The 15,079-nt window shown below is 70.0% G+C and carries 10 protein-coding genes and 1 pseudogene; 5 read left to right on the top strand and 6 right to left on the bottom strand.

The features are described from left to right. Window positions 1–448, top strand: a 448-nt coding sequence (locus GUY60_RS21185; RefSeq protein ID WP_376771287.1) for an SCP2 sterol-binding domain-containing protein, incomplete at its 5' end; no start/stop codon positions are given. A 65-nt stretch (window positions 449–513) separates the two neighbouring features. Here GUY60_RS21185 and GUY60_RS21180 read toward each other — a convergent pair. The 4 genes from GUY60_RS21180 to GUY60_RS21165 all read right to left on the bottom strand — a co-directional run bounded on the left by GUY60_RS21180 (window position 514) and on the right by GUY60_RS21165 (window position 5,787). After that, complete coding sequence (locus tag GUY60_RS21180) at window positions 514–2,139, bottom strand: glycerol-3-phosphate dehydrogenase/oxidase (RefSeq protein ID WP_161700187.1); 1,626 nt, start codon at window positions 2,137–2,139, stop codon at window positions 514–516. Between the two features lie 74 nt (window positions 2,140–2,213). Beyond that, window positions 2,214–3,749 carry a glycerol kinase GlpK gene (gene glpK, locus GUY60_RS21175; protein WP_161700185.1) on the bottom strand — a complete coding sequence of 512 codons (1,536 nt, stop codon included), beginning with the start codon at window positions 3,747–3,749 and terminating at the stop codon, window positions 2,214–2,216. A gap of 89 nt (window positions 3,750–3,838) precedes the next feature. Then, window positions 3,839–4,603: an MIP/aquaporin family protein gene (locus GUY60_RS21170; RefSeq protein WP_161700183.1), complete on the bottom strand. Its 765-nt coding sequence runs from the start codon at window positions 4,601–4,603 to the stop codon at window positions 3,839–3,841. Window positions 4,604–5,022: 419 nt separating this feature from the next. Beyond that, complete coding sequence (locus tag GUY60_RS21165; RefSeq protein WP_161700181.1) at window positions 5,023–5,787, bottom strand: IclR family transcriptional regulator; 765 nt, start codon at window positions 5,785–5,787, stop codon at window positions 5,023–5,025. 454 nt (window positions 5,788–6,241) lie between these two features. On the opposite strand from GUY60_RS21165, the gene metH reads away from it, so the two are divergent. The 3 genes from metH to GUY60_RS21145 all read left to right on the top strand — a co-directional run bounded on the left by metH (window position 6,242) and on the right by GUY60_RS21145 (window position 12,818). Then, the gene (metH, locus tag GUY60_RS21160; protein ID WP_161700179.1) at window positions 6,242–9,754 is read left to right on the top strand and encodes a methionine synthase; all 3,513 of its coding nucleotides are present in this window, start codon (window positions 6,242–6,244) and stop codon (window positions 9,752–9,754) included. 286 nt (window positions 9,755–10,040) lie between these two features. After that, window positions 10,041–10,739 carry an HAD family hydrolase gene (locus GUY60_RS21150; protein ID WP_161700177.1) on the top strand — a complete coding sequence of 233 codons (699 nt, stop codon included), beginning with the start codon at window positions 10,041–10,043 and terminating at the stop codon, window positions 10,737–10,739. Between the two features lie 471 nt (window positions 10,740–11,210). Further along, on the top strand, window positions 11,211–12,818 hold the full coding sequence (locus GUY60_RS21145) for an ABC transporter substrate-binding protein (RefSeq protein WP_161700175.1): 1,608 nt from the start codon (window positions 11,211–11,213) through the stop codon (window positions 12,816–12,818). A 74-nt stretch (window positions 12,819–12,892) separates the two neighbouring features. Here the strand turns inward: GUY60_RS21145 and GUY60_RS21140 are convergent, their stop codons facing one another. Both GUY60_RS21140 and GUY60_RS21135 read right to left on the bottom strand, forming a co-directional pair. Continuing rightward, on the bottom strand, window positions 12,893–13,564 hold the full coding sequence (locus GUY60_RS21140) for a response regulator (protein WP_161700173.1): 672 nt from the start codon (window positions 13,562–13,564) through the stop codon (window positions 12,893–12,895). A gap of 26 nt (window positions 13,565–13,590) precedes the next feature. Beyond that, window positions 13,591–14,481 (bottom strand): RecB family exonuclease, encoded by an 891-nt coding sequence (locus GUY60_RS21135; protein ID WP_246235391.1) that lies wholly within the window; start codon window positions 14,479–14,481, stop codon window positions 13,591–13,593. Between the two features lie 180 nt (window positions 14,482–14,661). Here GUY60_RS21135 and GUY60_RS21130 point away from each other — a divergent pair. Then, window positions 14,662–15,079, top strand: a pseudogene (locus tag GUY60_RS21130) (hypothetical protein); the annotation flags it as partial.

Raw genomic sequence — 15,079 nt, 5'->3', positions numbered from 1 at the left:
CACCCCCCTCTTCTGGGCCCGCCGCATGGCCGTGGAGGCGACTGTCCACCGCTACGACGCGACCCGCGCCCTCGGCATCCCGTACGAGCTCGACCCGCGCACCGCGCTCATCGGCCTCGACGAGTGGACCGAGATGAGCGCCCTGCCGCAGGCCTTCCCCTCCGGGCAGGCCCGCCGCGCACTCCTCGGCCCGGACCGCACGGTCCACCTCCACACCACCGACCCCGGCACCACAGGCGAGTGGCTGATCGACCTCACCGGCGAGGACATCGCCGTACGGCAGGCTCACGCGAAGGCCACCGTCGCCGTCCGCGCACCCGCCACCGACCTGCTGCTGCTCATGTACGGGCGGCGCGATCTAACCGACGCGGGCTTCGAAGTCTTCGGCGACCGTGAACTGTTCGAGCGGTGGCGGGAGAAGTCCGGTGACTGGTCCCGCAGGGAATGACCGCAGGCATGCGTAAGGGGCGCCCGCAATAGCGACCGCCCCTTACAACTCCCCGTAGGGAAGCGCTACTTGCGCGCGTCGAGCACAGCCTCGACCTTCCCCCGCACCTCGTCCGTGGCCAGACCACGAATCGTCAGGGTGGTACGGCGACGCAGCACGTCGTCGGCGGTCTCGGCCCACTCGTGGTCGCGGGCGTACACGACCTGCGCCCAGATCTCCGGGGCGTCCGGGTGGACGCGCTCCGCGAGGGCCGGGTCCTCGTTGGCCAGGCGAGCGATGTCGAAGGCCAGCGAACCGTAGTGCGTGGCCAGGTGCCGCGCGGTGTCGGCGGACATCCGCGGTCCGGGCGTACCGCCGTCGATCAGGAGCCGGTGCGCGACCGCGTTCGGGTTCGAGATACCCGGCAGCGGAAGCTTCTTCGGCAGCTGCGAGATCGGCTGCATGTCCTCGCCGAGCGGGTGCCCGGGCAGCTCGGCCAGCTTGCTCATCACCGTACGGCCGATGTGGCGGAACGTCGTCCACTTGCCGCCCGCGACCGACAGCATGCCGCCGCGGCCCTCCGTCACGACCGTCTCGCGCTTCGCCTTCGACGTGTCACCGGGGCCACCGGGCAGCACCCGCAGACCCGCGAAGGAGTACGTGATCAGGTCACGGGACAGCTGCTGGTCGCGGATCGAGAACGCCGCCTCGTCCAGGATCTGCGCGGTGTCCTTCTCGGTCACCGACACATCCCGCGGGTCGCCCTCGTACTCCTCGTCCGTGGTGCCGAGCAGCAGCATGTCCTCCCACGGCAGGGCGAACGTGATCCGGTACTTGTCGATCGGGGTGGCCAGCGCGGCCTTCCACGGGGCGGTGCGCTTGAGGACCAGGTGCGCGCCCTTGGAGAGGCGGATGGAGGGCGCGGCGTTCTCGTTCTCCATCTTGCGCAGGTGGTCCACCCACGGGCCGGTCGCGTTGAGGACGAGGCGCGCGTCGACCCCGAACTCCTCGCCGTCCGTACGGTCCTTGAGCTCGGCGCCCGTCACCCGGTCCCGGGTGAAGCGAAGCCCGGTGACCTCGGCGTGGTTGAGCACCACGGCCCCCGCCTCGACGGCCGCGCGCACCGTCATCAGCGCCATCCGCGCGTCGTTCATCTGGTCGTCGCCGTACACGGCCACGGCCTTCAGGTTGTCGGTGCGCAGCTCCGGCACGTCCTGCGCCGCCTTGGACGGCGAGAGCAGGTGGCCCACGCCGTCACCGAAGGCGGACAGGGCGCTGTACGCGAAGACGCCCGCGCCCAGCTTCGCGGCACCGTGCGGGCCGCCCTTGTACACCGGCAGGTAGAAGGTGAGCGGGTTGGCGAGGTGCGGTGCCACCTGACGGGACACCGCACGCCGCTCGAAGTGGTTCTCCGCGACCAGCTTCACCGCGCCGGTCTGCAGGTAGCGCAGACCGCCGTGGAGCAGCTTCGAGGAGGCCGACGAGGTGGCACCGGCGAAGTCACCGGCGTCCACGAGGGCCACCCGCAGGCCGGCCTGCGCGGCATGCCAGGCGGTGGAGATGCCCAGGATGCCGCCGCCGACGACGAGCAGGTCGTACGTCGCCTTGGACAGCTGCTCACGGGTCTCGGCACGGCTCGGGTTCGAACCGCCCGCCGGGTGCAGGCCGAGCGCCGGGTAGGCGGGGCCGCTCTGCAGGGTGGGGGTGCTCATGGGTTCTTGCTCCTCGTCAGCTCGTCCTCGAGGTCCGAAGGGCCGGTTCAGCTGTCGGCTTCGTCAGGGCCGGATCAGCTGTCGGCTTCTTCGTCCTCGATCCAGCCCATGGTCCGCTCGACGGCCTTGAGCCAGTTCTTGTACTCACGGTCCCGCTGATCGGCGGGCATCCGCGGGGTCCACTCGGCGGCCCGGCGCCAGTTGGCGCGCAGGGCGTCGGTGTCCGGCCAGAAGCCGACGGCGAGGCCGGCGGCGTAGGCCGCACCGAGGCAGGTGGTCTCGGCGACCATCGGGCGCACCACGGGCGCGTCCGCGAAGTCGGAGATCGTCTGCATCAGCAGGTTGTTGGAGGTCATACCGCCGTCGACCTTGAGGGCCGCGAGCTCGACGCCGGAGTCCTTCGTCATGGCGTCGGTGATCTCGCGGGTCTGCCAGGCGGTGGCTTCCAGTACGGCGCGCGCGATGTGCGCCTTGGTGACGTACCGGGTCAGACCGGCGATCACACCGCGGGCGTCGGAGCGCCAGTACGGGGCGAACAGGCCGGAGAAGGCCGGTACGAAGTAGGCGCCGCCGTTGTCCTCGACCGACGACGCGAGGGTCTCGATCTCGGCGGCGGACTGGATGAGGCCCATCTGGTCGCGCATCCACTGCACGAGGGAGCCGGTGACGGCGATGGAACCCTCAAGGGCGTAGACCGGCTTCTGCTCACCGATCTGGTAACCGACCGTGGTGAGCAGGCCGTTGTACGAGTTGACGGGCTCGTCACCGGTGTTCATCAGCATGAACGTGCCGGTGCCGTACGTCGACTTGGCCTCGCCCTTCTCGAAGCAGGTCTGGCCGAACAGGGCCGCCTGCTGGTCGCCGAGCGCGGACGCGACGGGCACGCCGTCGAGGACGCCGCCCTTGGCGTGTCCGTACACCTCGGCGGAGGAACGGATCTCCGGGAGCACGGCGGCGGGGATGTTCATCGACTGCACGATGCGGTCGTCCCAGGCCATGTCGTGCAGGTTCATCAGGAGGGTGCGCGAGGCGTTGGTGACGTCGGTGACGTGACGGCCGCCGTCGGTGCCACCGGTGAGGTTCCAGATGACCCAGGAGTCCATGGTGCCGAAGAGGATGTCGCCGGCCTCGGCGCGCTCGCGCAGTCCCTCGACATTGTCGAGCAGCCAGCGCACCTTCGGGCCCGCGAAGTACGAGGCCAGCGGAAGGCCGGTCTCACGGCGGAAGCGGTCCTGGCCGACGTTCCGGCCGAGCTCCTTGCAGAGCGCGTCGGTACGGGTGTCCTGCCAGACGATCGCGTTGTGCACCGGCTCGCCGGTGTTCTTGTCCCACAGCAGCGTGGTCTCACGCTGGTTGGTGATGCCGATCGCCTTGACGTCGGCGGAGGTGATCCCGGCCTTGGCGATGGCCCCGGCCACCACGCTCTCGACGTTGGCCCAGATCTCCTTGGCGTCGTGCTCGACCCAGCCCGGCTTGGGGAAGATCTGCTCGTGCTCGCGCTGGTCGACGGCGACGATCCGGCCGTCCTTGTCGAAGACGATGCAGCGCGAGGAGGTGGTGCCCTGGTCGATCGCTGCGATGAAGGGGCCCGCGGTGTGTGCGTCGGTCACTGTCTGCTCCAGAAGTCTCTGTACGGCGGTGCTGTGCGCGCTCGGTCGCTCGGTGGCTCTACCCGTTCGCTCTACCCGGCCTGAGTGGCTCAGGCGAAGGCGACGTTGTAGATGCCTGCCGCTATGGCGCCGCCCAGGAGCGGGCCGACGACCGGGATCCAGGAGTAGCTCCAGTCGGAGCCGCCCTTGTTCGGCAGCGGCAGCAGCGCGTGCACGATGCGCGGACCGAGGTCACGGACCGGGTTGATCGCGTACCCGGTCGGGCCGCCGAGGGAGAGGCCGATACCGACGACCACCAGGGCCACGAGCAGCGAACCCGCCCACGAGACGCCCTTGCCGTTGTCGCTGAGGCCCAGGGTCAGGATCGCCAGGACGAGTACGACGGTGGCGATGACCTCGGTCGCGAGGTTCTGGATCGGGTTGCGGATCGCGGGGGAGGTGAAGAAGACCCCGTGCACCGGACCCGGGTTGGCGTGCTTCTGCTCGGCGACCTCGGGGTCGTTCAGGTGGGCCTTGAAGTGGCCGTAGTACGCGATCCACACGAGCACCGCGCCGATCATGGCGCCGAGCAGCTCGCCGCCGAAGTAGGCCGGGGTGTCGCCCCAGGTGGGAGCACCCTCGCCGCCCTTGAGGACGACACCGACGGTCACCGCCGGGTTGAGGTGCGCACCGGACTTGGCGGCGATGTAGGCGCCGGTGAGGACCGCGAAGCCCCAACCGAACGCGATGGCGACCCAGCCGGCGTTGAACGCCTTCGAGCGCTTCAGCGTGACGGCGGCGCAGACGCCACCGCCCAGCAGGATCAGAACAGCGGTACCGATGGTCTCGCTGATGAAGATGTCGGAGCTGGACACCCGCGACTCCTTTGTCCTTCGTCCAGGGGAAGGCGAACCACGGGTCCCGCCGGTGGTCCGCGCCCTCAGGCTTGTGGGCGTTTGGCCCGATCCGCCTTGCCACACCCTACCTTGCATTACCGGTAGGTGTTCGACAATGCCGACCGATGAACGGCAGTTTTGCCTCCTGGTGAACTCGTCGTCAAGAGCTGTGTGACGGGTATCGCGATCGTTATCCAGCCCCCCGGATTCCGCACGGCGGCGCGCTTCAACCGGCCGTCACGAGGCGCCTACCGACGGGTACGAAACGTGGCCGCGCGAGGGCGTGGGGGAGGGCTGTGCGGTCGTACGGGAGGGGCCTGCGAGGGCCCGTGCGGGCGTACGGGAGAGCCGCTCACGCAAAGGGCGAAGGCTGCCCGGCACAAGGGCCGGGCCCTGCCTCAGAAGCGTCCGGCGCCCAGGTCCCGCGACACCGCGCGGGCGCAGTCGCGTACCGCCGCCACGAGCTCCGAGCGCAGCTCGCCCTCGGCGCAGACCCGCTCGACGGCGCCGGTGATGCCGACGGCGCCGACCGGCATCCGGCGCCGGTCGTGGATCGGCGCGGCCACCGAGGCCACGCCCTCCCAGGTCTCCTCGACGTCATCGGCCCAGCCACGCGCGCGCGTGAGGTCCAGGACGCCCTCGAACGCGTCGAGCCCGGTGACCGTACGCGGTGTGAGCGCCTGCCGTTCCGCGTCCACGATCTCGCTGTGCGCCACCGGGTCGTACGCCGAGAGGACCTTGCCCAGCGCCGTCGAGTGCAGCGGCTGCATCGCCCCGACCTCCAGGACCTGCCTGCTGTCGTCGGGCCGGAACACGTGGTGCACGATCAGCACGCCCTGCTGGTGCAGGACCCCGAGGTAGACGCTCTCGCCGCTGGACCGCGCCAGGTCGTCCGCCCACACCAGCGCGCGGGCGCGCAGTTCGTGCACGTCCAGATAGCTGTTGCCGAGGCGCAGCAGTTCGGCGCCCAGCTGGTAGCGCCCGGAGGCGGCGTCCTGCTCGACGAAGCCCTCGTGCTGGAGGGTGCGCAGGATGCCGTGCGCGGTGCCCTTGGCGAGGTCGAGCGAGGAGGCGATGTCGGAGAGACCGAGGCGTCGCTCGCCGCCCGCGAGCAGCCGCAGCATGGCCGCCGCCCGCTCGAGCGACTGAATGTTCTTCGCCATCGCGTCGGCTCCCCTTCCGTCTGCGGCCCTCGCGCCGTCACGTTCCGTCCGGCCCTGTGTGCCGCTCCACGCGCCCACAGACGCGCCGTTCGGCAATGCTGAACACTATCGGCCCATGCCGAACTTGTCCTAACGCGCGCCCGACTGTCTCGCGGTCCCGTACGCGGCTACGGCGCACCGGCAGGGGCGCCCAGGACCTCCGTACGGCCGCCGTCCACCGGGCGTGCCGTCCGGCGAGATTCTGCACGTTGCCGCCACCGGGCCCCGCGCCGGGTGCCCGCAGAGCCGTCGCCGGGCGCGCACCCGCCCCGAACAGCACCGAACGTGCCCAGGTCCCTGTCTGCCTGCTGGACGGTCTTCACAGGGGCCCCGTCGTCCCCGTTACCCTGGCGGCGTACGGCTTCCCACCGGACGCCGTAAAGCCGACAGCCGTCGCACTCCAGGGAGATCGTCCATGGCCTCGCAGCCGACCCCCGCAAGCACCGCCACGACCCGAGCAGACGCGTTCCGCGCGGCCCTCGCCTCCCGCGTGGTGGTGGCCGACGGTGCGATGGGCACGATGCTCCAGGCGCAGGACCCGTCGATGGAGGACTTCCAGCAGCTCGAGGGCTGCAACGAGATCCTCAACGTCACCCGCCCCGACATCGTCCGCTCGGTGCACGCCGAGTACTTCGCGGTGGGCGTCGACTGCGTGGAGACCAACACGTTCGGGGCCAACTTCGCGGCCCTCGCCGAGTACGACATCCCCGAGCGGGTCTTCGAGCTCTCCGAGTCCGGCGCCCGGATCGCCCGCGAGGTCGCCGACGAGTTCACCGAGTCCACCGGCCAACAGCGCTGGGTCCTCGGCTCCATGGGCCCCGGCACCAAGCTGCCGACCCTCGGCCACGCCCCGTACCGCACGCTGCGCGACGCCTACCAGCAGAACGCCGAAGGCATGATCGCCGGCGGCGCCGACGCGCTCCTCGTCGAGACCACCCAGGACCTGCTGCAGACCAAGGCCGCGATCCTCGGCGCCCGCCGCGCCCTCGACGCCACCGGCGCCAATCTGCCCGTCATCTGTTCCGTGACCGTCGAGACGACCGGCACCATGCTGCTCGGCTCCGAGATCGGCGCCGCCCTGACGGCCCTCGAGCCGCTCGGCATCGACATGATCGGCCTGAACTGCGCCACAGGACCGGCCGAGATGAGCGAGCACCTGCGCTACCTCGCCCGGCACTCCACCATCCCGCTGGCCTGCATGCCCAACGCCGGCCTGCCCGTACTCGGCAAGGACGGCGCCCACTACCCGCTGGGCGCGACCGAGCTGGCCGACGCGCAGGAGACCTTCGTCGGGGAGTACGGCCTGTCCCTGGTCGGCGGCTGCTGCGGCACCACCCCCGAGCACCTGCGCCAGGTCGTCGAGCGGGTACGGGGCCTGACCCCCGGTACCCGCGACCCGCACCCCGAGCCGGGCGCCGCCTCGCTCTACCAGACGGTGCCGTTCCGCCAGGACACCGCGTACATGGCGATCGGCGAGCGCACCAACGCCAACGGCTCGAAGAAGTTCCGCGAGGCCATGCTGGACGCCCGCTGGGACGACTGCGTGGAGATGGCCCGCGACCAGATCCGCGAGGGCGCGCACATGCTCGACCTGTGCGTGGACTACGTCGGCCGGGACGGCGTCGCCGACATGGAGGAGCTGGCCGGCCGCTTCGCCACCGCGTCGACGCTGCCGATCGTCCTCGACTCGACCGAAGTCGACGTGATCCAGGCCGGGCTGGAGAAGCTCGGCGGCCGCGCGGTCATCAACTCCGTCAACTACGAGGACGGCGACGGCCCCGACTCCCGCTTCGCCAAGGTCACCCGGCTCGCCCAGGAGCACGGCGCAGCCCTGATCGCGCTGACCATCGACGAGGAGGGCCAGGCCCGCTCCGTCGAGCACAAGGTCGCCATCGCCGAGCGCATCATCGACGACCTGACCGGCAACTGGGGCATCCGCGAGTCGGACATCCTCATGGACACCCTGACCTTCACCATCTGCACCGGTCAGGAGGAGTCCCGCAAGGACGGCCTCAACACCATCGGAGCCATCCGGGAGTTGAAGCGCCGCCACCCGGACGTACAGACCACGCTCGGCCTGTCCAACATCTCCTTCGGCCTCAACCCGGCCGCGCGCATCCTGCTCAACTCCGTCTTCCTCGACGAGTGCGTGAAGGCCGGCCTCGACTCGGCCATCGTGCACGCGTCGAAGATCCTGCCGATCGCCCGCTTCGACGACGAGCAGGTGCAGACGGCCCTCGACCTGATCTACGACCGCCGCGCCGAGGGCTACGACCCGCTGCAGAAGCTGATGGCCCTGTTCGAGGGCGCCACCGCCAAGTCCCTCAAGGCGGGCAAGGCCGAGGAGCTGGCTGCGCTGCCGCTGGACGAGCGGCTGCAGCGCCGCATCATCGACGGTGAGAAGAACGGCCTGCAGGCCGACCTCGACGAGGCCCTGACCGAGCGCCCCGCCCTGGAGATCGTCAACGACACGCTCCTGGAAGGTATGAAGGTCGTCGGCGAACTCTTCGGCTCCGGCCAGATGCAGCTGCCGTTCGTGCTCCAGTCCGCCGAGGTCATGAAGACCGCGGTGGCCCACCTCGAGCCGCACATGGAGAAGTCGGACGCCGAGGGCAAGGGCACCATCGTCCTCGCCACTGTCCGCGGCGACGTCCACGACATCGGCAAGAACCTCGTCGACATCATCCTGTCGAACAACGGCTACAACGTCGTCAACCTCGGCATCAAGCAGCCCGTCTCCGCGATCCTGGACGCCGCCGCGGAGCACCGCGCGGACGTCATCGGGATGTCCGGCCTCCTGGTCAAGTCGACCGTGATCATGAAGGAGAACCTGGAGGAGCTCAACCAGCGCAAGATGGCCGCGGACTTCCCGGTCATCCTGGGCGGCGCCGCCCTCACCCGCGCCTACGTCGAGCAGGACCTCCACGAGATCTACGAAGGCGAAGTCCGGTACGCCCGCGACGCGTTCGAGGGCCTGCGCCTCATGGACGCCCTGATCGCCGTCAAGCGCGGCGTGCCCGGCGCGACCCTGCCGGAGCTCAAGCAGCGCCGTGTGAAGGCCACTTCGAGCGCGGTCGTCGAGGAGCGCGTCGACGAGGGCCCGGTCCGCTCGGACGTGTCGACCGACAACCCGGTGCCCGAGCCGCCGTTCTGGGGCACCCGCGTCGTCAAGGGCATCCAGCTCAAGGAGTACGCGTCCTGGCTGGACGAGGGCGCGCTGTTCAAGGGCCAGTGGGGCCTCAAGCAGGCCCGCGCCGGTGACGGCCCGACGTACGAGGAGCTCGTCGAGACCGAGGGCCGCCCGCGGCTGCGCGGCTGGCTTGACCAGCTGCAGACCAGGAACCAGCTGGAAGCCGCCGTGGTGCACGGCTACTTCCCGTGCGTCTCCAAGGGCGACGACCTGATCCTCCTCGGCGAGGACGGCAACGAGCGCACCCGCTTCACCTTCCCGCGCCAGCGCCGCGGCCGCCGCCTCTGCCTCGCGGACTTCTTCCGCCCGGAGGAGTCCGGCGAGACCGATGTGGTCGGCCTCCAGGTCGTCACGGTCGGCTCGAAGATCGGCGAAGCCACCGCCGAACTCTTCGAGGCCAACTCCTACCGCGACTACCTCGAACTCCACGGCCTGTCCGTGCAGTTGGCGGAAGCACTCGCCGAGTACTGGCACGCCCGCGTCCGCTCCGAACTGGGCTTCGCCGGCGAGGACCCGGCCGCGATCCAGGACATGTTCGACCTGAAGTACCGAGGCGCCCGCTTCTCCCTCGGCTACGGCGCCTGCCCCAACCTGGAGGACCGCGCCAAGATCGCGGAACTCCTGCGCCCGGAGCGGATCGGCGTGGAACTCTCGGAGGAGTTCCAGCTCCACCCGGAACAGTCCACGGACGCGATCGTGATTCACCACCCGGAGGCGAAGTACTTCAACGCGCGCTGAGAAAACTCAGCCCGTCCGGCGTTTGAGGACGAGGCCGCAGGCCGATGGGAGCGGGGTCTGGGGCGGCAGCCCCAGGGAACCCGCACCCACGACCACCGCACCCACGACCACCGCACCCACGACCACCGCACCCACGACCACCGCACCCACGACCACCGCACCCGGCGCGTAAACGCGAAGCGAGACGTACACTGGTCGGTCCAGTACAGGCCGGTCGGCTACGGCACGGAGACACCCCGTGACGCAAGCCGGCCGGCCTTCTCGTCCCTTACGGAGGTGCGCCCGGATGACCAGTACGGTCCCCGCAGTCGGTACCCGAACGGCCGAAGGCTCAGCCCTGCAAGCCGTGCTCCTCGACATGGACGGGACCTTGGTGGACACCGAGGGCTTCTGGTGGGACGCCGAGGTGGAGGTCTTCGCCCGTCTGGGCCACGCCCTCGACGACTCCTGGCGGCACGTCGTGGTGGGCGGCCCGATGACCCGTAGCGCCGGCTTCCTCATCGAGGCGACGGGCGCCGACATCACCATGGCCGAGCTGACGGTGCTGCTCAACGACGGCTTCGAGGACCGCATCGGCCGCGCGCTGCCGCTGATGCCCGGCGCCGCCCGCCTCCTCGCCGAGCTGGCCACCCACGAGGTGCCGACAGCCCTGGTCTCCGCCTCGCACCGGCGCATCATCGACCGCGTCCTCGACTCGCTCGGCCCGCAGCACTTCGCCCTCACCGTCGCCGGGGACGAGGTGGAGCACACCAAGCCGCACCCCGAGCCGTACCTCCTGGCCGCCGCCGGGCTCGGCGCCGACCCCGCGCGCTGCGCCGTCGTCGAGGACACCGCCACCGGGGTGGCCGCCGCGGAGGCCGCGGGCTGCCGGGTCGTGGCGGTGCCCTCGGTGGCCCCGATCGCCCCCGCCATCGGACGTACGGTCGTCTCCTCCCTGGAGGACGTCGACCTTCCCTTTCTCCGCGGCCTGATCCACCACCGATAGCCGCAGCAGCAGCTCTCGCCGCCCGACGAAATGATCACGGAAATGGCGGCACCCGCACACTGAGTGTGTGCCGGCGGAATACGAGGGAATCGCAGCGCGCGGATCCCGGAATTAACCACCACCGTGCGCCGGTCGAATTCCCGCGCCCCGCAATGGAGTTGTGCACGTGACCTTCGTCACTCAAGCGCGGATCGACAAGTCGAGCTTGTCGTACCCAACCCCCTATATGGGCAAGGTCTTGAGTGGCCTTGTGTCCCGATTAGTTGCGTGATGCGCGGAACCTTCCGCTGTCCGGATATCGGTGCGTCCACGCCCGCTGCCGCTGCGTGATTACCGTTCAACTCCGGCCGTTTCCAGCGTTCCTGGCCTCGCGACTAATCTCGTCGCGAGAACATCGCCATAACTTCCGTGTGCCTCGCAACCACCCCCGTCGAGGATCAACACGGGATCGAACGTTGGAGAACTCCGCGCATGAACCGCAAGACTCTGGTGCTGCCGGCCATGATCGGTCTGCTCGCCCCGGTGCTCGCCGCCTGTGGCGGCTCGGACGGCGGCGGCAAGGACGACAACGCGATCGTCGTGGGCACCACCGACGAGTTCTCCGCCTCCGGTGACGCCCCCGCCCCCTTCGACCCGGCGCACGCCTACGACGCCAGCACCTGGAACGTTCTGCGGCAGACCCTGCAGACCCTGATGCACCTGCCCCGCGGCGGCGGCGAGCCCGAACCGGAGGCCGCCGAGCAGTGCGGCTTCACCGACAACGGCAACGAGCGCTTCGAGTGCACGCTCCGCGGCGGCCTCAAGTTCTCCGACGGCAGCGACCTCACCGCCGAGGACGTGAAGTTCTCCATCGAGCGTGTCCTCGGCATCAAGGACAAGAACGGCCCCGCCGGCCTCCTCGCCAACATCGACACCGTCGAGACCAGCGGCGAGGACAAGGTGATCTTCCACCTCAAGTCCGGCGACGCGACCTTCCCGTACAAGCTCGCCACCCCCGCCGCGGGCATCGTCAACCCCGACGCGTACGCCCCGAAGAAGCTCCGCAGCGGCTTCGAGGTGGACGGCTCCGGGCCCTACACCCTCGAGGCCGACGCCGAGAGCAACACCCTCACGAAGATCACGTTCACCAAGAACCCGCACTACAAGGGCCACTTGACGCCCAAGAGCAGCCACAAGATCGAGCTGCGCCCCTTCACCGACCCGGACGCCATGGGCAAGTCCCTGAAGCGCGGCGACATCGACCTGATGGCCCGCACCATGACGCCCGAGCAGGTCAAGAGCCTCTCCGAGGACAGCGACGACCAGCTCGAGGTCGTCGAGATGCCCGGCCTCGAAATGCGCTACCTCGGCTTCGACACCGACGCCCCCGTCGCCAAGAGCAGGGCCGTCCGCCAGGCCATGGCCCAACTCGTCGACCGCGCCGAGCTCACCTCCAAGGTGTACGGCAACGCCGCCGAACCCCTCTTCTCCCTGGTCCCGGCGACCATCACCGGGCACACCAACTCCTTCTTCAACGAGTACGGCGAGCCCAGCACCGCCAAGGCCCGCGCCCTGCTCCGCGACGCCGGCGTGAAGACCCCGGTCAAGCTGACCCTGAACTACACCAACGACCACTACGGCGCCGGCACCAAGAAGGAGTTCGAGATCCTGCGCAGGCAGCTCAACTCCTCCGGCCTGTTCGACGTGGACATCAAGGGCACCGACTGGCTGAAGTTCCGCGCGAACGAACTCGACGGCGAGTACGCCGTCTACGGCATGGGCTGGTTCCCCGACTTCCCCGACGCCGACAATTTCATCGCGCCGTTCCTCGACAAGGACAACTTCCTCGCCTCGCCGTACGCGAACAGCACCATCCGCAACACCCTCATCCCCGCCTCCCGCCAGGAGACCGACCGCCTCTCCGCGTCCGAGCCGATCGAGGACGTGCAGGACATCGTCGCCCGTGACGTACCGGTGCTGCCCCTGTGGCAGGGCAAGCAGTACGTCGCCGCCCGCGACGACATCACCGGAGTCGAGTGGGCCCTCAACTCCTCGTCCAACATGCAGCTCTGGGAGCTGAGCCGAGGCGTCGGCGAGTAACCACAAGCGGCCGGGGCCCGTCAGTGCTCAGCACCGACGGGCCCCGGCCGCCACGTTCACCGTCCCCCGACGCGTCACTGCGCTCCGGGACGCACCAGACCGCTCTCGTACGCGTACACCGCGGCCTGCACCCGGTCGCGCAGCCCCAACTTCGTCAGCACATGCCCCACATGCGTCTTCACCGTGGTCTCGCTGACGAACAGATCGGCCGCGATCTCGGCGTTCGACAGGCCGCGCGCCACCAGCTTCAGCACCTCGACCTCCCGCTCCGTCAACGTGTGCAGCGTGTCGGGCACCGGCTCGTCACCGGACGGCAGATGCCCCGCGTACTTGTCGAGGAGACGGCGCGTGATGCTCGGCGCCAGCATCGCCTCACCCGCGGCGACCACCCGGATCGCCTGCACCAGCTCATGCGCCGGAGCGTCCTTCAGGAGGAAGCCACTGGCACCCGCCTTCAACGCCTCCACCACATACTCATCGAGGTCGAAGGTGGTCAGGACCAGGACCTTCGCCGGGCCGTTCCGCTCGGGACCGGTGATCTGGCGGGTCGCCTCCACGCCGTCCATCCGCGGCATCCGGATGTCCATCAGGACGACATCGGGCTGCAGCGCCCGCACCTGGTCGAGCGCCTGAAGCCCGTCGCCCGCCTCACCGACGACCGCGAGATCCTGCTCGGCCTCCAGGATCATCCGGAAACCGGTGCGCAGCAGCGGCTGGTCGTCGACCAACAGGACGCGGATCGCCACGAGACATCTCCTTCGACAGGGCAGGCCTAGACCGGGTCCATTCTGCCCTGCTCCTCCCCACCGGAGCCGGGCGCCCTGACCGGAAGGGGATACGGCGGCGGCGTACCCCCGAACTCCGGGCACACCTCCCGGTGGTCGCACCAGCCGCACAACTTCGTCCGCCGCGGCCGCCACTCACCGGTCTCCGTCGCCTCCCGGATCGCGTCCCACAGCGCGTGCAGCTTCCGCTCCACCCGCTCCAGATCCGCGGGCACCGGGTCGTACGTCAACACATCGCCGCTGCCCAGGTACACCAGCTGCAGGCGGCGCGGCACCATGCCCTTCAGCCGCCACACCACCAGGGCGTAGAACTTCATCTGGAACAGCGCGCCCTCCGCGTACTCCGGCCGCGGGGCCTTGCCCGTCTTGTAGTCGACGATGCGGACCTCGCCCGTCGGCGCCACGTCGACCCGGTCGATGATGCCGCGCAGCTTCAGGCCCGACTCCAGCTCGGCCTCCACGAACAGCTCGCGCTCCGCGGGCTCCAGGCGCGTCGGGTCCTCGAGCGTGAACCAGCGCTCGACCAGCGCCTCGGCCTGCGCCAGCCACTCGGCCATACGCTGCCCGGCGCTCGCCTCGTCCGACTCCCCGAACAGCTCCGCCAGCTCCGGCTTCGACTCCCGCAGCCGGTCCCACTGACCCGGCACCAGCGACTTCGCGCGCGGCGGCGTGCGCTCGGCGGCCGGCGCGTCAAAAAGCCGCTCGAGGACCGCGTGCACCAGCGTGCCGCGCGTCGCCGCCTCGCTCGGCTTCTCCGGCAACTTGTCGATGACCCGGAAGCGGTAGAGCAGCGGGCACTGCATGAAGTCGCTCGCCCGGGACGGCGAGAGCGACGCCGGGGGGACGGCGGCCACGGCAGCGGCGGTGCTGTTTTCCATGGAGAAGACCCTACGGCCCGGCACTGACAGCGGCCGCATACCATCGACGATGAACCCTCCCGCACTGCATGATCAGAGAAGCAGCGCATCGCGGCGCCTCGTCGAGAGGTGGTAGCCGGACGACGGGCGGGCGCGTCACACGGCGGCGCAAGACGCTTCGAACTAGGAGACAGGGTCACAGTGGACGAGAGCGGGCAGCCGCGCCCCGGCACCGGGGGAGCGGACCCCAGCACCGACGAGAACGCACGGGACGCACACGCCCCGCGCGCCACCGCCGAGCCACGGCCCACACCGGCCGACCCCGAGCCTTCGACGGGCGACCGGGCCCCCGAGGAACCGGCCGTAGAGCAACAGGCCGCCCCCGAACCGGCGGAAGCGACCGCGCCGGAGGCACCGGCGGGGCCGGAGGAAACCCCAGCACCCGCCCCCACCAAGCCCGTCGACACGACGAAGCCCGTCGACACGACCAAGCCCGTGGACACGACCAAGCCCGTGGACACGACCAAGCCCGTCGACACCACGAAGCCCGTGGACACGACCAAGCCCACGACGGAACCCACCGCCGGGCCCACCTCCGAACCGGCCCCCGACCCCGACC

Origin of the sequence: Streptomyces boluensis (assembly GCF_009908195.1) — a bacterium.
GTDB classification, from domain to species: Bacteria; Actinomycetota; Actinomycetes; order Streptomycetales; family Streptomycetaceae; genus Streptomyces; species Streptomyces boluensis.
Note: the sequence above shows the minus strand (reverse complement) of the source record. Positions and strands in the feature narration are given on the sequence as shown.

What these genes read in the sequence shown, in the direction of transcription:
- metH (WP_161700179.1), top strand. Translation starts at nt 6,242, where the DNA reads ATGGCCTCGCAGCCGACCCCCGCAAGCACCGCCACGACCCGAGCAGAC.
- GUY60_RS21165 (WP_161700181.1), bottom strand. Translation starts at nt 5,787, where the DNA reads ATGGCGAAGAACATTCAGTCGCTCGAGCGGGCGGCGGCCATGCTGCGG.
- GUY60_RS21150 (WP_161700177.1), top strand. Translation starts at nt 10,041, where the DNA reads ATGACCAGTACGGTCCCCGCAGTCGGTACCCGAACGGCCGAAGGCTCA.
- GUY60_RS21145 (WP_161700175.1), top strand. Translation starts at nt 11,211, where the DNA reads ATGAACCGCAAGACTCTGGTGCTGCCGGCCATGATCGGTCTGCTCGCC.
- GUY60_RS21135 (WP_246235391.1), bottom strand. Translation starts at nt 14,481, where the DNA reads ATGGAAAACAGCACCGCCGCTGCCGTGGCCGCCGTCCCCCCGGCGTCG.
- GUY60_RS21180 (WP_161700187.1), bottom strand. Translation starts at nt 2,139, where the DNA reads ATGAGCACCCCCACCCTGCAGAGCGGCCCCGCCTACCCGGCGCTCGGC.